This window comes from Pseudoclavibacter caeni (assembly GCF_008831125.1).
In the GTDB taxonomy this organism is placed as follows: Bacteria; Actinomycetota; Actinomycetes; order Actinomycetales; family Microbacteriaceae; genus Pseudoclavibacter_A; species Pseudoclavibacter_A caeni.
On the sequence record NZ_WBKA01000001.1, the window covers coordinates 76203 to 94320 of the forward strand.

Consider the following 18118-nt stretch of genomic DNA (forward strand, 5'->3'; position numbering starts at 1 on the left):
CCCGCGCCACGCGGTGACGACGGACGCCACGGCACGATCCCGACGCCCGGCCGCCCCGCGGCGCGCATCCCGCGGACGCCGCCGCGCGCTCCCGGTGACGCTCCGGCGCGGATTCACGAGACGTTCACACGCAGGTGAGATAATCAGAGAATGAGCGAATCGTCACAGCAGAACACACGGACGAGCAGATCGCGCAGGGGACCCCAGGGGAACGGCGAGGAACAGGCCGAGGAGCGCCCGAGCACGACGAGCACGAGCACGCCGGAGGATGACGCCATCCTCCCCGCGGACCGATACCTCGATCGCGAGCTGTCCTGGCTGCGCTTCAACGAGCGCGTGCTGGAGCTCGCCGACGACCCCGACCTGTACCTGCTGGAACGAGCCTCCTTCCTGGGCATCTTCTCCAGCAACCTCGACGAGTTCTTCATGGTGCGCGTCGCCGGCCTAAAGCGCCGGGTGGCCCTCGGCATCGCCGTGCCCGCGGTCAGCGGGTACGCGCCGCTCGAACTGCTCAGCGCCATCTCCGCGGAGGCGCACCGCCTGCAGGAGCGCCAGGCGGCGATCCTGCACGACAAGGTGCTGCCGGATCTCGAGCGCGTGGGCATCGGCATCACGCACTTCGCCGACCTCGACGCCGCGACGCGGGAGCGCCTGCGCCGCTACTTCGACGAGAAGGTCTTCCCGATCCTCACGCCGCTGGCGGTCGACTCGGCCCACCCGTTCCCCTACATCTCGGGGCTGTCGCTGAACCTCGCCGTGATCGTGCGCAACCCGGCCACGGACAAGCGCGAGTTCGCCCGGGTCAAGGTGCCCCAGTCGCTGCCCCGGTTCATCCGCGTGGGCGACACGGGCGAGGAGCAGACGCACTTCGTCCCGCTCGAGGAGCTCATCGCCGCCCACCTCGACGAGCTGTTCCCCGGCATGGAGGTCGTCGAGTCGCACACCTTCCGCGTCACCCGCAACGAGGATCTCGAGGTCGACGAGGACGAGGCCGAGAACCTGCTGCAGGCGCTCGAGAAGGAGCTGCTGCGCCGCCGCTTCGGCCCGCCGGTGCGCCTCGAGGTCGCCAGCGACATCAACCCGGCCGTGCTGGAGCTGCTCATCAGCGAGCTCGGCGTCCAGGACGAGGACGTCTACAAGCTGCCCGAGCCGCTCGACCTCACCGGGATGTTCGCCATCGCCGGCATCAAGCGTCCCGAGCTGCACTACCCGGTCGCGGTGCCCGTGACGAACCGGTACCTGCAGGACATTGAGCCCGACCAGCACGCCGAGTTCTTCGGGGCGATCCGCAAGCAGGACATCCTGCTGCACCACCCGTACGAGTCGTTCGCGACGAGCGTGCAGGCGTTCCTAGAGCACGCGGCCGCCGACCCCCAGGTGCTCGCCATCAAGCAGACGCTGTACCGCACCTCGGGTGACAGCCCGATCGTGCAGGCGCTCATCGACGCCGCCGACGCCGGCAAGCAGGTGCTCGCCCTCGTCGAGATCAAGGCGCGCTTCGACGAGGCGAACAACATCTCGTGGGCCCGCAAGCTCGAGCGCGCGGGCGTGCACGTGGTCTACGGCCTGGTCGGGCTGAAGACCCACTGCAAGCTCTCGCTCGCCGTGCGCGAGGAGGAGGGCCGGCTGGTGCGCTACTGCCACGTCGGCACCGGCAACTACAACCCCAAGACCGCGCGCCTGTACGAGGATCTCGGCCTGCTCACCGCGAGCACCGACGTCGGCGACGACCTCGGCCGGCTGTTCAACCACCTCTCCGGCTACTCGGCCGAGTCGGAGTACCAGCGGCTCCTCGTCGCGCCGAAGACGATCCGCAGCGGGCTGATCGAGCTCGTCGACCGCGAGATCGCCCACGCGCAGGCGGGCCGGCCGGCACGCATCCGCATCAAGGTCAACGCCTTGGTCGACGAGCAGGTCATCGACTCGCTGTACCGGGCGAGCCGCGCCGGCGTCGAGGTCGAGGTGTGGGTGCGCGGCATCTGCGCCCTGCGCCCCGGTGAGCCCGGGCTGAGCGAGCACATCACCGTGCGCAGCGTGCTGGGCCGGTTCCTTGAGCACTCGCGTGTATTCTGGTTCGCCAACGACGGAGACCCGACCGTCTACATCGGCAGCGCCGACATGATGCACCGCAACCTCGACCGCAGGGTCGAGGCGCTCGTGCGCATCACCGACCCCGCTCAGATCAGCGAGCTGACCGAGCTGCTCGAGATGGGCCTGGCCGACACGACCTCCTCCTGGCACCTGGGTCAGGACGGCGTGTGGACCCGGCACCATCGCGACGCCGAGGGGCGTCCGCTGCTCGACGTGCAGGAGGAGCTGCAGCACATCGCCGAGCAGCGCAAGCAGCAGGCGCGGGCGAAGCGCAAATGATCGTCGCCGCAGGGGTGCTGTGCTGGCGGCGGATCGCCGGGGAGCCCTACATCCTCGTGATCCACCGCGCGGCGCATGACGACTACTCGTTCCCGAAGGGCAAGCTGGATCCCGGTGAGTCCGTGCCCGAGACCGCGATCCGCGAGCTGGGCGAGGAGACCCGGCTGCGCACCGCGCTGGGCCCCTACCTCGGCGAGGTGCACTACAAGGTCGGCAGCCGGCCGAAGGTCGTTCACTACTGGACAGCCCACGTCGACGACGGCCAGGTGAAGGCCAGCCTGAAGCGCTTCGCGCCGAACCACGAGGTCGACGAGCTGCTGTGGCTGCCGTTCCCGGAGGCCCGCCGCCTGCTCAGCTACGCGTTCGACCACGAGCTGCTCGACCGGCTGCAGGCGATGCTGCCCGCCCTCGACCGGCCCACGTTCACGCTCGCCGTGCTGCGACACGCGAAGGCGGTCTCCCGCGCCGACTGGGGCAAGGGTGAGACCACACGGCCGCTGACCGAGCACGGCGGGCGGCAGGCGGCCCATCTGGCGCCGCTGCTGGCCTGCTGGGGCACGTTCGACCGGGTCGTGACGAGCCCCTGGGCCCGCTGCGTGCAGACCATCGCCCCCTACGCGTCCGTCCACGACCTCGCCCCCGTGACCGCCGAGACGCTCACCGAGAGCGCGTATGCGGCGGATCCGGCCGCGACGGAGCGGTTCATCGCCGGTCTGGCCCGCGAGGGCCGCAGCACGCTCGTGTGCTCCCACCGGCCGGTGCTGCCCGCGGTGCTCTCCGCGATCGGCAGCGTGCTCGACGAGGAGGCCCGGGCCAGGCTCGTCGCACAGGCGACGCTGGCCCCGGCGCAGACCGTCATCGTGCAGATCGCCCGCACGGACGACCCGGAGCGCCCTCTGGAGCTCGTCACCACGGCGACCTACACCCCGTTCGACGAGGACGCCGCATAGCGCCGCACCCCGCCCACGGGCTCGACGCCGACCCACGACGCGGCCGGCGTCGAGCGGTTCGCCGCGCCGGCGCCGGAGGCGTCGCCCCCGGAGCAGGCCGCACGGAGACGGTGGCGGCGTCCGCCCGCACGCCGGGAGCCGACCTCCCTCCCCGTTCACCTCGTGTTCAACATCACGTGGGCTCCCGGTCATCCTCGCTGCCTACGTTGTGAATCGACCGGCCGCGGAGCGACTGCGGCCGACGACTCGCACCACACCTGAAAGGGTTCACCAGTGAAGAAGACCCGCCTCATCCAGGCCGCCAGCCTGCTCGGCATCGCCGCCATCGCGCTGAGCGCGTGCTCCTCGGCCGGCTCCGATTCCGATTCCTCGACCAGCTCGCTGAGCGGCACGATCACCGCCGGCGGCTCGAGCGCCCAAGCGAACGCCCAGGCCGCGTGGACCTCCGCGTTCACCGCGACGAACTCCGGCGTCACCATCAACTACGACAAGTCCCAGGGCTCGGGCGGCGGCGTGACGAACTTCACCAACGGCAGCTACGACTTCGCGGGGTCGGACGCCGCGCTCACCGACGAGCAGTACACGGCCGCGAAGGCCGCCTGCGGCGACGGCGGCGATCCCATCAACCTGCCGGTCTATCTCGACGGCGTCTCGATCATCTACAAGCTCGACGGCGTCGACGATCTGAAGCTCGACGGCGAGACGATCGCGAAGATCTTCGCCAAGCAGATCACCCAGTGGGACGACCCCGCGATCAAGGCGCTGAACCCCGACGCGACCCTGCCCTCGAAGGCGATCACGACGGTCAACCGGTCGGATGGCTCGGGCACCACCGCCAACTTCACGAACTACCTCAGCCAGGTGGCGCCCTCCGTCTGGACGTACAAGCCCGGCACGAAGTGGCCCACGGAGATCTCCACGGAGAACGCGAGCGCCCAGCAGGGCGGCTCCGGCGTGGTGAACACGGTCAAGGCCGGCGACGGCACGATCGGTTATGCCGATCACAGCGCCATCGGCGACCTGAGCTCCGCCTCGATCAGCGTCGACGGCGGCAGCGTGGCGTTCTCGCAGGACGCGGTGACCAAGGCGTTCGGCACCGGCGCGGAGCTGACTCCCCGCTCCGGCGTCGCGAACGACATGACGGTGAAGATCGACTACACCAAGCTCACCTCGCAGGACACCTACCCGATCCCGCTGCTCAGCTACGCGATCACCTGCAGCGTGTTCAAGGACTCCGCCAAAGCCGAGCTGACCAAGGGGTACCTGTCGTTCATCACCGGCTCCGAGGGCCAGCAGGCCGCTGCGGCCAACGCGAAGTCGTCACCGCTGCCCGACGAGTACCAGTCGAAGCTCGCCGACGCGATCTCGGCCATCAAGTAACCCCGTCCCTCTGTCGAGCTGGCGACCCCGGCTCGTGATCCGTGAAGGCTCTCGTGAACACCAGCACATCATCGAACGGCCCCGACCGGCACGGGGCCGCCAGCCGGCAGACCGGCGCCGCACGTCGACGGGCCACCACGGTCCACGACACGACGCTCACCTCAGGAGGGGCCCGAACCTCTGACCGGGTCTTCCTCGGGCTCTCCACCGGCGCGGCGGGGATGATCATGGTCATCCTCGCCGGCGTCGCCCTCTTCCTCATCATCCAGGCCATCCCGGCGATCACCGCCGACTGGCAAGCCACCAGTCTCGCCCAGGGCGTCACCCAGGGCTACGACAGCTTCTGGAGCTACGTCGGCCCGCTCGTCTGGGGCACGCTGTGGTCAGCGTTCCTGGCGCTGATCATCGCCACCCCGATCTCGATCGGCATCGCGCTGTTCATCTCGCACTACGCGCCCCGCCGGCTCGCCGGCTCGCTCGGCTACCTCGTCGACCTGCTCGCCGCAGTGCCCTCGATCGTGTTCGGCCTGTGGGGCATCATCGTCATCCGCCCACTGCTCATCCCCATGTCCGACTGGCTCAACGCGCACATGGGCTGGTTCCCGCTCTTCTCCGGCGCCGTCACCTCGACGGGCTCGACGATGCTGGCCGGCGCCGTGGTGCTGGCGGTCATGGTGATCCCGATCATCACCTCGATCACCCGCGAGATCTTCCTGCAGACCCCGCCGCTGCAGGAGCAGGCGGCGCTCGCCCTGGGCGCGACCAAATGGGAGATGATCCGTCTGGCGGTCTTTCCTCACGCCCGCAGCGGCATGATCAGCGCGATCCTGCTCGGCCTCGGCCGCGCACTCGGCGAGACGATGGCCGTGGCGATGATCATCAGCCCGAACCTCGTCTACTCGCTGCGCATCCTCACCGACGGCGAGAACTCGCAGACGATCGCCGCGAACATCGCCCTGAACTTCCCGATCGCCGATGACCTGCAGCGCCGGGCCCTCATCGGCACGGGCCTGCTGCTCTTCGCGGTGTCTCTGGCGGTGAACATCATCGCCCGGCTCATCGCCACCGGAGAGCTGTCCCGCCGCATCGCCGCCCGGCGGCGTCGCCGCACCACCGTCGAGGAGACCGCCTGATGTCGCAGACCACCACCGCCCCGACCGTCCGGTCGCTCGTCGCCGGACAGCTGCCCCGCCGCAACGAGCTGTGGCTCTGGCTCGCCAGCGCGGCCGTCTCCGCGGCCATCCTCGGACTCGGCGCGGCCGCCGGCGCCGGCTTCAGCGTCATCGGCTGGATCGTGTTCGCCACCGTCATCCAGCTGATCGCCATCGGCATCGCCTCCGGCGTCGTCGAGGGACGCCGGCGTGCGGTGGACCGCATCGTGCGCACGCTCGTGACCATCGCCTTCGCCCTGGCGATCATCCCGCTGATCTCGACGCTGTGGACCGTGATCGTCAACGGGATCGGCCAGCTGAACTGGACGTTCATCAGCCAGGCGACGCACTCGGCGTACGATCCCAAGACCTTCATGGTCGAGACGGTCACCGGGTCGCTGCAGGCGACGGTGGGCACGCTCATCATCACCGGCATCGCGACGGTGATCTCGGTGCCGATCGGTATCCTCACCGCGATCTATCTGGTCGAGTACTCTCGCCCGAACCAGTGGATGGCCCGCACCGTGACCTTCCTGGTCGATGTGATGACGGGCATCCCCTCGATCGTCGCCGGCCTGTTCGCGTTCTCGCTGTTCAGTCTCATCGTCGGCCCGAAGGCCTTCAGCGGGTTCTCCGCCGCCATCGCCCTGTGCGTGCTGATGATCCCCACGGTCGTGCGATCGAGCGAGGAGATGCTGCGGCTCGTCCCCGCCGACCTGCGCGAGGCGTCCCTCGCCCTCGGGACGAGCAAGTTCGTGACGATCACCCGCGTGGTGCTGCCGACCGCGATCGCCGGCATCATCACCGGCGTGATGCTCGCCATCGCCCGGGTGATCGGCGAGACCGCCCCGATCTTCATGGCCGCGAGCTTCACCGACAACTTCAACGCGAATCCGTTCGACGGGCCCATGCAGACCCTGCCGGTGATGGCGTACACGGGCTACAAGTTCCCCAGCTCCGACATCGCCGCCTCGAACGCCGCCGCTTGGGGTGCGGCTCTGCTGCTCGTCATCCTCGTCGTCATTTTCAACCTCATCGCCCGCATCGCCTCGCGCGCGCTGCGCCCGAAGGGGATGCGATGAGCGACACATCCGCGGCACCCGGCACAGCAGCCTGACCCGCACCACCGCGGCCCCACCGCACCGACCCGTCCACACCACACCGCCCACGAGCGGCACGAACACACAGGGGAACCACATGGCCAAGCGCATCGAGACTCGGGATCTCAACATCTTCTACGGCGACTTCCGCGCGGTCGCCGACGTCAGCATCGACATCGAGCCCCGCTCGGTCACCGCGTTCATCGGGCCGTCCGGCTGCGGCAAGTCGACCGTGCTGCGCACGCTCAACCGCATGCACGAGGTGATCCCGGGCGCACACGTCGAGGGGCAGGTGCTGCTCGACGGCGACGACCTGTACGCTCCCGAGGTCGACCCCGTGCTCGTGCGTCGCCAGGTCGGCATGGTCTTCCAGCGCGCCAACCCCTTCCCCACCATGTCGATCCGAGAGAACGTGCTGGCGGGCATCCGGCTCAACAACCGCCGGATCTCCAAGTCGGAGGCCGACGACATCGTCGAGCAGAATCTGCGCGGCGCGAACCTCTGGAACGAGGTCAAGGACCGCCTCGACGCACCGGGATCCGGGCTCTCCGGCGGCCAGCAGCAGCGCCTGTGCATCGCCCGTGCGACCGCGGTGCGCCCCGACGTGCTGCTCATGGACGAGCCCTGCTCCGCGCTCGACCCCATCTCGACGCTCGCGATCGAGGACCTCATCGAGGAGCTCAAGAGCGACTACACGATCGTGATCGTCACCCACAACATGCAGCAGGCCTCACGTGTCTCCGACAGGACGGCCTTCTTCAACATCGCCGGCACCGGCAAGCCCGGCCGGCTCATCGAGTACGACGACACCCGGAAGATGTTCTCGAATCCGACGAAGAAGGAGACCGAGGACTACATCTCGGGCCGCTTCGGCTGATCGGCTGCCGAGACGTCGAGCAGGGGGAGAAGAAACGGCCAGGCCGCGAACGCCTCTCGGCGGAAGGCCGCTCGAAGCGGCAGAAGTTGGAGCCCGGGGTTACACGACCTGGCCGGCCCTCACGCGGAGAGCGTTGTCACTCTAGCGCATCTCGCTGCCACAGCGCAGCCCCGCGACGGAGCACCCTGGCCATGTCCGTCAGCCTGCCGGCCTGCTCGGCCAGTCGACGGGCGACCTCGGGATACGTCGCATCGACCGCGTCCGCGTGCTCGAGGCACCCGGACGCCACCACCATGCAGAACGCCGCGGCTCGCATGAGCGCGAGGTGCATGTCGCCGCTGAACACACCCCGCAGCACCCGCTCGGTGAAGTCCTGCACCTCGAGCACCCCGGCCGGCACGCCGAGCCCGGTCACGATCGGATCGGCTGTGGGTAGCCTGCGCACGCCGAGGTCGTACAGCGCCGTCATCTCCATGGTGCGTGACATGACGAGCGCGCGCAGCACCCACACCCGCCACAGCACGCCCGGCAGGGTGTCCGAAGCCGACGCCGCCCAGAGCTCGGCGATCGTCTCGAGCCCGTGCTCGTCGGTGTAGTGCGTGAGCCGCTTGAGGACGTTCTCATCCGCCTCGCCTCGGGCGCGTGAGAGCAGCGTGCGCGCCGTCTCGTGGGCGATGCGGTGCGTGACGGCGGGGTCCGGGGCGCCGACGAGGCGCTCGAACTGCCCCTCGCCGAACAGGACCGGCCGATGATGTTCACGCACCGGATCAGTGTATCGATCCCTGCGGCCGCGACCTTCCGCCCGCGGCGAACGCTGGGAGAGGGATGACCGTGCGCGCGGCCGCGAGCGCCGTCTGCGGCCGTCTGGGCAGGCACACACCCCGCATCCCTCCGGCGGGACGTCACCTGGGGTCGCCCCGGCGCCGCCCGCGCAGGGCATCAGTGTCGATGACCGCGATCTCCGTCGTCATCGTCGCGATGGGCTGGGTGATCGGCTCCGGGGTGGCGCCCGGCTCGTCCGGCAGGTCGAGCACGAGCGGATGCCGCAGTCCGCCCTCGGGATCCCGGTGGAGACGCCCGCCCCGGGTGAGGAACAGCCACCAGGCCGCCACGCCGACGGCGCTGAGCCCGGCGATCGCCGACACGCCCATGGCCCAGCGGGGACCGAACGTGTTGGCCACCCAACCGGCGAAGGGCGCCCCGATCGGCGTGCCGCCCATGAGCACGGCCATGTAGACGGCCATCACCCGGCCGCGCACGGCCGGGGCGCAGCCGAGCTGCACGAAGCCGTTCGCGCTGGCGAGGATCGTCAGGACGAACATGCCCTGCACGACGAGCGCGATGGCGAACGTGCCGAGCCCGGGAGCGACCGCAGCCCCGATCGACGCGAGGCCGAATCCCAGCGCCCCGCCGACGATCGTGCGCAGCCGGGGACGCGACCGCGCCGCGCTGAGCAGGGCGCCGGTGAGGGATCCCACACCCATCACCGATGACATCACCCCGTAGACCTCGGCCTGCTGGTGGAAGGTGAGCGTGACCATCGCCGAGAGCACCACCGGGAAGTTCAAGCCGAGGGTGGAGATGATGAAGACCATGACCATGACCAGCCGCAGGTCGGAGCGGTCGCGCAGATACCGCAGCCCGTCGAGGAAGCCGACCCTCCGGGTCGTGCGGGCCCTGGGCGCACCGGAGCCGATCAGCTCGTCCGGCCGGATCGCGAGCACCGCGGCGATCACCGCGACGAAGGTCACCCCGTTGATGAGGAACACCCACCCCGAGCCCACGGCGGCGACCAGGAGGCCGGCGATGGCCGGGCCGGCCAGTCGGGAGAGGTTGAACGACGTCGAGTTGAGCGCCACCGCGTTGCCCACCAGATCGCGCGGCACAAGATCGCTCACGAACGTCTGGCGCACCGGGGTGTCGAACGCGCTGACGATGCCCAACGCGAGCGCGAACCCGTACAGATGCCACAGCGTCGGATGCCCGAGCAGCACGAACGCTCCGAGCAGGAAGGCGAGCACCCCCATGAGCGCCTGGGTGACGAGGAGCACACGGCGCCGATCGAATCGGTCGTTGACCATGCCGGCGACCGGGGTGAGCACGAGCTGCGGGCCGAGCTGCAGCGCGGTGACGACGCCCACCGCCGCGGCGTCATGGTCGGTCAGCTCGGTGAGCACGATCCAGTCCTGGGCGGTGCGCTGCATCCACGCACCGATGTTCGACACCAGCGCGCCGGCGAACCAGTACCGGTAGTTGCGGACGGCGAGCGAGCGGAAGACGGCGCTCATCCCCGGGCCTCGCTCCCTCGCCCGACGCTCTCTCCCGGCGTCGGGGCGAGCGCCTCCAGCAGGGTGACGGCGCGCTCCACCTCCGCCCGCCGGTCAGCACCGAGCTCGGCGAGACGCCCGGCGAGCCACGCATCCCGCCGCCGTCTGGCACGCATCGCCTCCGTCCGCCCCGCCGGGGTGACGGTGGTGAGCACCACTCGCCCATCCGCCACACACGGGTGCCGGTCGACCAGCCCCCGCTCGGCGAGCTGGGCGAGAGTGCGGTTCATGGACGGCGAGCTCACCATGGCCCGCTCGGCGAGCCCGGCGAGGGGCAGCTCGCCGCAGCGGTCGAGCAGCAGCAGCGCGGTCAGCTGCGCGGGGGTCACCGCGTCCGTTCCCTCCTGCCGCAGCCGTCGGTTCAGTCTGGCCACGGCGAGACGCAGCCGGTCTGCGAGGTCGGTGGATGCATCCCCCGGCGCTCCGGCCGGGCTGTCCTGGGGCGCGGTCGGGCTGGCCGCCGGCCCCGCGGGGAGCACGGCGGATGGGCGGGGACCGCCGGAATGACGAGAGGTGGGGGGCATGAGCCCTCATCCTAGGTCATTAACGAGGCTAAGGGAATCGAGGTCGGTATCGGCCCGCCCCGACGCTGGCATGCCCTCGATCAGGCGCCGGGCTCAGCCTCCTCGCGCACGAGCCGCTGCGCCGCCGCGATCGCCTCGGGCGTGGTGTCGAACACCCGTCCGTCGTCCCAGAGACGCCGCAGGCCGGGCACCTGGCGGAGCGCCCGCTCATGCCCCGGACGCACCGCCGAGAGCATCACCACGATGCCCCGCTCGCGCAGCTCGGCGACGGCCTCGCCGATCGCCTGCGCACCGGTGGCGTCCACGGCGCTCAGATGTCCCATGCGCAGGATGACCACCCGCGTCTGGTCGATCGCGGTCAGATCGACCAGGAACCGCCGGGCGACCCCGAAGAAGAGCGGGCCCTCCAGCCGATAGGGCACGATACGCTCCCGCTGCAGCTCGCGCTCGCGCTCGAAGTCCGCCGCGCTGGCGGTCGGGAGCTCACGGGCCACGCCGTCGTCATCGAGATGCTGGCGGCGCACCTGCGCGCTGTCCGAGACGGCCTTGAGCGTCAGCAGCGAGGCCAGGGCGAACCCCACTATCACCGCGGTGATGACGTCGATCGCGACCGTGGTGACGAACGTGGCGAGGAAGACCCAGGCGTCCCCGCGGGTGGCGCGGACCGTGGCGCGCACGGTGGGCATCGACACCATGCCCACGCAGGTGGCCAGCAGCACTCCCGCGAGCACGGCCAGCGGGATCTCGCCGACCACCGCCCCAGCGACCAGCACCACGACCAGTAGCACGAGCGAATGCGTGACGGCGGCGGTGCGCGAGCGTGCACCGGCGCGGACGTTGACCGCGGTGCGGGCGATGGCGGCGGTCGCGGGCACGCCGCCGAAGAACGGCACGACGATGTTGGCGAGCCCCTGGCCGAACAGCTCCCGGTCAGGGTCATGCTGCTCGCCCACGGTCATGCCGTCGGCCACGCTGGCGCTGAGCAGGCTCTCCAGCGCGCCGAGCGCCGCCACGGCGACGGCGCTGGGCACCAGCGACCCCAGCACGCCCCAGTCGAGGAAGTCGCCCGACGGGGCGGGCAGCCCGGCGGGCAGCGCGCCGATGCGGGCCGTCTGCAGCCCGAGCATCCAGCTGAGCGCGGTGAGCACGACGACCAGCAGCAGCGGCCAGGGCAGGCCGCGGCGCAGGCGGTTCAGCGTCAGGATGGCGACCGCGGTGCCCAGCGCCATCGCCGGCTCGATCCAGGTGGGACTTGCGATCCATCGCATCAGCGCATCCCAGGCGGTGGCCAGCACCTGCTCGTGAACGGGCACCTCGACCCCCAGCAGGCTGGGCACCTGCTGCAGCGCGATCACCACCGCTATGCCGGCGGTGAAGCCCTCGAGCAGCGAGGCCGGCAGCATCTGCACGTATCTGCCGGCTCCGGTGAAGGCGACCACGACCAGCACCAACCCGGCCATCACCCCGACCATGAGCACACCGCCCGCACCATGCTGGGCGATGATGGGCAGCAGCACGACCGTCATCGCGCCGGTGGGCCCGCTGACCTGCAGATTGCTGCCGCCGAAGACCGCGGCGACGATGCCGGCGATCACCGCGGTCGTCAGCCCGGCCGCCGCCCCCAGCCCGGAGGCGACGCCGAAGGCGAGGGCCAACGGCAGCGCGACGACGGCGACGGTGACCCCGGCCAGCAGATCGGTCAGTGGCGCGCGGCGGGCGTCCCGAAGATCCTTCGGGCCGGGCAGCAGCGCCGCCAGACGGGTTCGGAACGCGGGGGTGTCGGTCGTCATGAGGCCTCTCCGGACGGTGGATCGTCGCGCTGGTCGACGCAGCGCCGCGTCGACGCCGGAAAGAGGCGTCACTGGAATGGTACGACACGTACATGTTTTCATGTGCCGCCGCCGCACCCCGGAGATCGGCGACGGCACGAGTATGGTGTGGCAGAATGGGTCTCGGCGCGACGAGCACGCCGAGCCCCTCTAGCTCAATCGGAAGAGCAGCGGACTTTTAATCCGCGGGTAGTGGGATCGAAACCCACGGGGGGCACTGATCGTGGGGTTCTCTCCCCGGGGGTCACGCCCGGGCAGAGCCTCAGCATCGCCGCCGTCACCGGCCGTCTCAGGGCCGTGCAGCCGATGGACGCCTGACGAGATCGGAACGCGTCCGTGCTCGCGCATCGCGCCGCCCCGGCCGACCGCTGACGAGCCGCGGGGAGCCACGTCGTCCCCTCTCCACCAGAGCGTCAACCCGAACCGGAGGACACCATGACCACCCCGCCGCCGAACCCCGGCCATCAGGGCCAGCCCGACGGGCAGCCCCAGTACGGGCAGCCCCAGTACGGGCAGCAGGGTGGGCCGTCCCGTGGCACGACCGACCCGAACGATCTGACGCTGCCCCTGTACGGCGCGACCTTCCCCCAGGCGATCACCCGCTGGCTGCTCAACTACGTGAACTTCTCCGGCCGGGCGAGCCGCAGCGAGTTCTGGTGGGTCGCGCTGCTGAACGTCGGCGTCAGCGTCGTGCTGCAGTTCCTCATCGATCTGGGCACCACGACGACCGGCGCCTCTGCCTACAGCGCGTACAGCACCACGCAGACGACCGGGCCGCTCGCCGGTCTCGGCTACACCCTGCTCGCGCTGTATGCCCTGGTCACGTTCCTGCCCTCGCTGGGGCTCGTCTGGCGACGGCTGCACGACACCGACCGCTCGGGCGGGTTCTACTTCCTCACCCTCATCCCGATCGTCGGCGGCATCATCGTAATCGTGCTGCTCGCGCTCGACTCGAGGCCCGGCGGCGTGCGCTTCGACCGCCCAGCCCGCGGCGGCGTCCGCTGACCCGTCTCGTCTCGCCCACCGGCTGACGGCGCGACGAGGTGAGCACGCGAACGGGGCGGAACACCACATCCGCATGGATGTGTGTCCCGCCCCGTTCCGTCAGCCGAGCCGGCCTGCGGATGCCTCACGATACCGCCGGCCGGTCCGCGAGTGACTCAGCCCTCGAAGCCGGGCACGTGGCGCTCGTCGACGCCGTTGTACAGCGACAGCGGCCGGATGAGCGCGTTGTTCGCGCGCTGCTCGATGATGTGCGCCGTCCAGCCCGTCACGCGAGCGGCGACGAAGATGGGCGTGAACGTCGGGATGTCGAAGCCGAGCAGGTAGTACGCCGGCCCAGCCGGGTAGTCCAGGTTCGGCTTGATGCCCTTCGCCTCGTCCATCTCCTTCGCGAGCGCCTCGTACAGACGCTTGATCTCGGGACGGTCGTAGCGCTCGATGAGCTCGTAGGTCGCCTTCTGCATCGTCGGGACGCGCGAGTCGCCCTTCTTGTACACGCGGTGACCGAAGCCCATGATCTTCTTCTTCTCGGCGAACGCGGCCTGCAGCCAGTCATACGCCTTCTGCTCGACGTCGCCGTCGTAGCCGATCTCCTCGAACTCGTGCAGCACCGCCTCGTTCGCGCCACCGTGCAGCGGGCCCTTGAGAGCGCCGATCGCACCGGTGACCGCCGAGTACAGGTCGCTCAGCGTCGAGGTGATCACCCGCGCGGTGAACGTCGACGCGTTGAACGAGTGCTCCGCGTAGAGGATGAGCGACACGCGGAACGCGTCGACCTCGAAGTCGTCGGGCTTGCGACCGAAGGTCTGCCACAGGAAGTTCGCCGAATAGTCGAGCTCCGGATCCGGGGTCACGAACTCCTCGCCACGGCGACGGCGCTGGTCGTATGCGACGATCGACGGAAGCTTGGCGAACAGGTTGATCGCCTTCTCCAGCTCGGCCTCGGGCGACTCGTCCGCGGTCTTCGGGTCGTTCGCGCCGATCACGCTGACGGCGGTGCGCACCACGTCCATCGGGTGGCAGTCGGTCGGCAGCGAGTCGATGACGGCCTTGACGTTGGCGTCGAGGCCGCGCAGCGAGCGCTCGGTCGACTCGAACTCACCGAGCTGCTCCTCGGTGGGCAGCTCGCCGTGCCACAGCAGATAGGCGACCGACTCGAACGGCTGCGTCGCCGCGAGCTCCTGCACCGGGTAGCCCCGGTACAGCAGCGAGTTGGTCTCCGGGTTCACTTTCGAGATGGCGGTGTAGTCGACCGGCACCCCGGCCAGGCCCTTGTAGATCTCGCTCATTGGCGTCTCTCCTTCGAATGCTGGAATCAGTGGTAGTTGTCGCGCTCGACGTCGAAGTTGAACACCGACGTGTCGAACTCGTTGTAGGCGGCGTAGTCGACGAGGTCGTACAGATCCGCGCGGGTCTGCATGCTCTCGACCTGCGAGCGCAGGCTGCCCTCGGCGATGATCGTGTCGAGCCCGCGCTCGGCGGCGCCCAGAGCGAGCCGCTGCAGCGACACCGGGTAGATCACCAGGTTGAACCCGAGATCCTCCAGCTGCTGGTTGGTGAACAGCTCGCTCTTGCCGAACTCGGTCATGTTCGCCAGCAGCGGGGCGTCGACGGCCTTGCGGAAGGCCTCGAACTCGCCCAGGTCGCGCAGCGCCTCTGGGAAGATGCCGTCGGCGCCGGCGTCGATGAGTGCCTTGGCCCGGTCGATCGCCGCCTGCAGCCCCTCGGAGCCGCGGATGTCGGTGCGGGCGAGGATGACGAGGTTGTCGTCCCGGCGCGCGTCGACGGCCGCCTTGATGCGGTTGACCGCGGTGGCCTGGTCGACGACCTGCTTGCCGTCGAGGTGGCCGCAGCGCTTCGGGTTGACCTGATCCTCGATGTGGATGCCGGCCACGCCGGCGTCCTCGAGCTCCTGCACGGTGCGTGCGACGTTCATCGCCTCGCCGAAGCCGGTGTCGGCGTCGACGAGCACGGGCAGGTCGGTGGCCCGCGCGTAGGTGTGCACGCGACCGGCCACCTCTGTGAGCGTGGTCAGTCCGATGTCAGGCAGCCCCAGGTCGTTGGCGAGCACGCCGCCGGAGGCGTAGACGCCTTCGAAGCCCTTCTTCTGGATGAGCTTCGCGCTCAGGGCGTTGAACGCGCCGGGGAAGCGCAGCAGCCGGCCGCTGGTCAGCCCCTCGCGGAAGGCGCGGCGTTTGGCCTCGGGTGTGGTCTTGGAGTACAGCATCAGAAGATTCCCTTCGGATCGGCGACACTCTCGAGCAGGCCGGGCTTCGCCACGATGGTGAGCTGCCCGAGCTCCTCGGGTTTCAGCGTGTCGAGACGCTGGGCGACGTCGAGGAACCGCTCAATCTCCTCGGCCTCGAGCACCGGCTCGGCGAGCGTCTTGAACTTGGCGATGTAGTTCGCGCGGGCGAACGGGCGGGCGCCCAGCGGGTGAGCGTCGGCGACGGCGATCTCCGCGGAGATGTGCGAGCCGTCCGTCAGCTCGATCTCGGCGCGACCGCCGAACGCCTTCTCCTTCGGGTCGAGCGAATGGTAGCGGCGGGTCCACTCGGGATCCTCCGTGGTGGTGATCTTGTGCCATAGCTCGACGGTGTCGGGCCGGCCCGCGCGCTCCGGCGTGTAGGAAGCGACGTGATCCCAGCCACCATCCTGCAGGGCGACGGCGAAGATGTACGGCACCGAGTGGTCCAGCGTCTCGCGCGTCGCCGTCGGATCGTACTTCTGCGGGTCGTTCGCGCCCGAGCCGATCACGACGTGCGTGTGGTTCGAGGTGTGCAGCACGATCGACTTGACGTTCTTCGGATCGGCCAGCTCCGGGTGCTCGTTGTGCAGCCGGCGCGCCAGATCGATCCACGCCTGCGCCTGGTACTCTGCCGAGTGCTCCTTGGTGTAGGTGTCGAGGATGCCCCGCTTCGCCTCGCCGGGCTCGGGCAGCGGCACCGAGTAGTGCGCGTCAGGGCCGTCGAGCAGCCACGCGATCACGCCATCCTCGCCCTCCCAGATCGGCTCCGGGCTCGTCTGGCCGCGCATCGCGCGGTCGACGGCCTCGACCGCCTGCTTGCCGGCGAACGCCGGGGCGTGCGACTTCCAGGTCGAGATCTGCCCCTTGCGAGACTGGCGCGTCTGGGTGGTGGTGTGCAGCGCCTGACCGATCGCCTGGAAGATGACCTCCGGGTCGAGGTGCAGCAGCGTGCCGAGCCCGGCCGCGATCGACGGGCCGAGGTGCGCGATGTGGTCGATCTTGTGCGAGTGCAGGTCGATGGCCTTGGTCAGGTCGACCTGAATCTCATAGCCGGTGGCGATGCCGCGCACGACGTCGTGCCCGGTGACCGGCTGGGATCCGCGGCCCGACATGTGCTGCGCCACGGCGATCATCGCCGGGATGTTGTCGCCGGGGTGCGAGTACTCGGCGGCGAGGAACGTGTCGTGGTAGTCGAGCTCACGCACGGCCACGCCGTTGGCCCAGGTGGCCCACTCCGGCGAGAAGCGCTGCGGCACGGGCAGGCCGAAGACGGTCGAGCCGCCGCCATCGGTGATCGGATGCGCCTTCGCCTGCGAGCGCGCGGCGATGATCGGACCGCGCATGAGCGACGCGGCGGCGACCGAGGCGTTGTCGATGACCCGGTTGATGACCTGGTCGGTGACCTCCGGGGTCACCTCGACGGGGTCTGCGGCGACCTCGGCAATCTTCCAGGCCAGCTGCTGCGTGCGAGGCAGGTTCTCCTCGCTGCGGTACACACGGACGTCATGCTGTTTCACGAGCATCTCCTTCATCTGGGCTGACGGCGTCAGCGGTGTGACCCTCGAGGCTGACGGCCTTCGCCAGCCGATGGGACAGACTGTTGTACAGGTGCACGTGCGTGGCGTGCGCGGCGAGCTCGCCGTTGCCCTCGATGATCGCGTGCACGATGAGCGCGTGCTCGCGCGCGGCGTCGAGCAGCCGCGAGCGATCCGACCGGGCCATGTGGCGGATTCGGGCCAGATGCGTGCGCACCGTGCGCATCGCCGCCACCAGGTAGGGGTTGTCGACGGCGTCGTCGATCGCGTCGTCGAACCGGGCGACGAGCGCGTAGTAGTCCCGCCGGAGTCCGTCGCGGTCGTCGAGCAGCCCGCTGACGTCGTCGAACGCCGCCTCGAGGGTCTCGAACACCTCGGGATCCCGGTTGCGCGCGGCCAGTCGGGCGGCCTGGCACTCCAGCGCGACGCGGACGTCGTACAGCTCGCGGATGTTGTCGAGCGAGACCTCGGTGACCTCGACGCCGCGCTCGCGGCGGACGGCCAGCCCCTCGCCGATCAGCCGGCGGATGGCCTCTCTGACCGGGGTGCGGGACACCCCGAGACGGGTGGCCTGCTCGACCTCGCCGAGCACCGTGCCCGCCGGCAGATCTCCGTTGGTGATCTCCTCCCGAAGGGTCACATAGGCCCGGTCTCCGGCGCGCATGCGCTCCCCTCTCGGTCGGCGGTGATCGATTGCGCCTTCAGTGTATACACAAACGTCGTCCGATGTATACATCACCGACACACTCGTCGGAGAAGCGCCTCTCGACGCCCCGACGCGTCCTCCAGCCGGTGCGACACGCCGAGAGGACCGCCCCGACACGC

15 protein-coding genes and 1 tRNA gene are annotated in these 18118 nt (G+C 69.9%); 8 read left to right on the forward strand and 8 right to left on the reverse strand.

The features are described from left to right. Positions 1 to 150: 150 nt before the first annotated feature. From F8O02_RS00390 to pstB, 6 genes are all read left to right on the forward strand, one after another. The gene (locus tag F8O02_RS00390) at positions 151 to 2370 is read left to right on the forward strand and encodes an RNA degradosome polyphosphate kinase (RefSeq protein WP_158035219.1); all 2220 of its coding nucleotides are present in this window, start codon (positions 151 to 153) and stop codon (positions 2368 to 2370) included. After that, positions 2367 to 3320, forward strand: coding sequence for an NUDIX hydrolase (locus F8O02_RS00395; protein WP_158035220.1), 954 nt, complete (start codon positions 2367 to 2369; stop codon positions 3318 to 3320). Before F8O02_RS00390 ends, F8O02_RS00395 begins: the two co-directional genes overlap by 4 nt. Before the next feature lie 273 nt (positions 3321 to 3593). Next, on the forward strand, positions 3594 to 4700 hold the full coding sequence (gene pstS, locus F8O02_RS00400) for a phosphate ABC transporter substrate-binding protein PstS (protein ID WP_158035221.1): 1107 nt from the start codon (positions 3594 to 3596) through the stop codon (positions 4698 to 4700). Positions 4701 to 4753: 53 nt separating this feature from the next. Continuing rightward, the gene (gene pstC, locus F8O02_RS00405; protein WP_225734038.1) at positions 4754 to 5833 is read left to right on the forward strand and encodes a phosphate ABC transporter permease subunit PstC; all 1080 of its coding nucleotides are present in this window, start codon (positions 4754 to 4756) and stop codon (positions 5831 to 5833) included. Further along, the gene (pstA, locus tag F8O02_RS00410) at positions 5833 to 6933 is read left to right on the forward strand and encodes a phosphate ABC transporter permease PstA (protein ID WP_158035222.1); all 1101 of its coding nucleotides are present in this window, start codon (positions 5833 to 5835) and stop codon (positions 6931 to 6933) included. The genes pstC and pstA overlap by 1 nt, the downstream gene beginning before the upstream one ends. Before the next feature lie 115 nt (positions 6934 to 7048). Then, complete coding sequence (pstB, locus tag F8O02_RS00415) at positions 7049 to 7828, forward strand: phosphate ABC transporter ATP-binding protein PstB (protein ID WP_158035223.1); 780 nt, start codon at positions 7049 to 7051, stop codon at positions 7826 to 7828. Between the two features lie 136 nt (positions 7829 to 7964). On the opposite strand, the gene F8O02_RS00420 is transcribed toward pstB, so the two are convergent. The 4 genes from F8O02_RS00420 to F8O02_RS00435 all read right to left on the reverse strand — a co-directional run bounded on the left by F8O02_RS00420 (position 7965) and on the right by F8O02_RS00435 (position 12469). After that, positions 7965 to 8591, reverse strand: coding sequence for a DNA-directed RNA polymerase subunit beta (locus F8O02_RS00420; RefSeq protein WP_158035224.1), 627 nt, complete (start codon positions 8589 to 8591; stop codon positions 7965 to 7967). A gap of 139 nt (positions 8592 to 8730) precedes the next feature. Further along, a complete protein-coding gene (locus F8O02_RS00425; protein ID WP_158035225.1) occupies positions 8731 to 10116 on the reverse strand; it encodes an MFS transporter in 1386 nt (461 codons plus the stop codon). After that, positions 10113 to 10679 carry a MarR family winged helix-turn-helix transcriptional regulator gene (locus tag F8O02_RS00430; protein ID WP_158035226.1) on the reverse strand — a complete coding sequence of 189 codons (567 nt, stop codon included), beginning with the start codon at positions 10677 to 10679 and terminating at the stop codon, positions 10113 to 10115. Before F8O02_RS00430 ends, F8O02_RS00425 begins: the two co-directional genes overlap by 4 nt. Positions 10680 to 10759: 80 nt before the next feature. Next, positions 10760 to 12469, reverse strand: a complete 1710-nt coding sequence (locus F8O02_RS00435; RefSeq protein ID WP_158035227.1) for a SulP family inorganic anion transporter — start codon at positions 12467 to 12469, stop codon at positions 10760 to 10762. 183 nt (positions 12470 to 12652) lie between these two features. On the opposite strand from F8O02_RS00435, the gene F8O02_RS00440 reads away from it, so the two are divergent. Further along, positions 12653 to 12725, forward strand: a tRNA-Lys gene (locus tag F8O02_RS00440). Positions 12726 to 12943: 218 nt separating this feature from the next. Continuing rightward, positions 12944 to 13513: a DUF805 domain-containing protein gene (locus F8O02_RS00445; protein WP_158035228.1), complete on the forward strand. Its 570-nt coding sequence runs from the start codon at positions 12944 to 12946 to the stop codon at positions 13511 to 13513. 155 nt (positions 13514 to 13668) lie between these two features. Here the strand turns inward: F8O02_RS00445 and F8O02_RS00450 are convergent, their stop codons facing one another. The 4 genes from F8O02_RS00450 to F8O02_RS00465 are packed head-to-tail and all read right to left on the reverse strand — an operon-like array spanning position 13669 to position 17957. Beyond that, positions 13669 to 14799 (reverse strand): bifunctional 2-methylcitrate synthase/citrate synthase, encoded by a 1131-nt coding sequence (locus tag F8O02_RS00450; RefSeq protein ID WP_158035229.1) that lies wholly within the window; start codon positions 14797 to 14799, stop codon positions 13669 to 13671. A 26-nt stretch (positions 14800 to 14825) separates the two neighbouring features. After that, positions 14826 to 15737, reverse strand: a complete 912-nt coding sequence (gene prpB, locus F8O02_RS00455; protein ID WP_158035230.1) for a methylisocitrate lyase — start codon at positions 15735 to 15737, stop codon at positions 14826 to 14828. Further along, positions 15737 to 17275 (reverse strand): MmgE/PrpD family protein, encoded by a 1539-nt coding sequence (locus F8O02_RS00460; RefSeq protein WP_404821163.1) that lies wholly within the window; start codon positions 17273 to 17275, stop codon positions 15737 to 15739. Before F8O02_RS00460 ends, prpB begins: the two co-directional genes overlap by 1 nt. Beyond that, positions 17262 to 17957, reverse strand: coding sequence for a GntR family transcriptional regulator (locus F8O02_RS00465; protein WP_158035232.1), 696 nt, complete (start codon positions 17955 to 17957; stop codon positions 17262 to 17264). Before F8O02_RS00465 ends, F8O02_RS00460 begins: the two co-directional genes overlap by 14 nt. Positions 17958 to 18118: the final 161 nt, after the last annotated feature.

Excerpts from the sequence above, each read along its gene's own strand:
- F8O02_RS00390 (WP_158035219.1), top strand. The coding sequence starts at position 151 with ATGAGCGAATCGTCACAGCAGAACACACGGACGAGCAGATCGCGCAGG.
- F8O02_RS00395 (WP_158035220.1), top strand. The coding sequence starts at position 2,367 with ATGATCGTCGCCGCAGGGGTGCTGTGCTGGCGGCGGATCGCCGGGGAG.
- pstA (WP_158035222.1), top strand. The coding sequence starts at position 5,833 with ATGTCGCAGACCACCACCGCCCCGACCGTCCGGTCGCTCGTCGCCGGA.
- pstB (WP_158035223.1), top strand. The coding sequence starts at position 7,049 with ATGGCCAAGCGCATCGAGACTCGGGATCTCAACATCTTCTACGGCGAC.
- F8O02_RS00425 (WP_158035225.1), bottom strand. The coding sequence starts at position 10,116 with ATGAGCGCCGTCTTCCGCTCGCTCGCCGTCCGCAACTACCGGTACTGG.
- F8O02_RS00430 (WP_158035226.1), bottom strand. The coding sequence starts at position 10,679 with ATGCCCCCCACCTCTCGTCATTCCGGCGGTCCCCGCCCATCCGCCGTG.
- F8O02_RS00435 (WP_158035227.1), bottom strand. The coding sequence starts at position 12,469 with ATGACGACCGACACCCCCGCGTTCCGAACCCGTCTGGCGGCGCTGCTG.
- F8O02_RS00445 (WP_158035228.1), top strand. The coding sequence starts at position 12,944 with ATGACCACCCCGCCGCCGAACCCCGGCCATCAGGGCCAGCCCGACGGG.
- F8O02_RS00450 (WP_158035229.1), bottom strand. The coding sequence starts at position 14,799 with ATGAGCGAGATCTACAAGGGCCTGGCCGGGGTGCCGGTCGACTACACC.
- prpB (WP_158035230.1), bottom strand. The coding sequence starts at position 15,737 with ATGCTGTACTCCAAGACCACACCCGAGGCCAAACGCCGCGCCTTCCGC.
- F8O02_RS00465 (WP_158035232.1), bottom strand. The coding sequence starts at position 17,957 with ATGCGCGCCGGAGACCGGGCCTATGTGACCCTTCGGGAGGAGATCACC.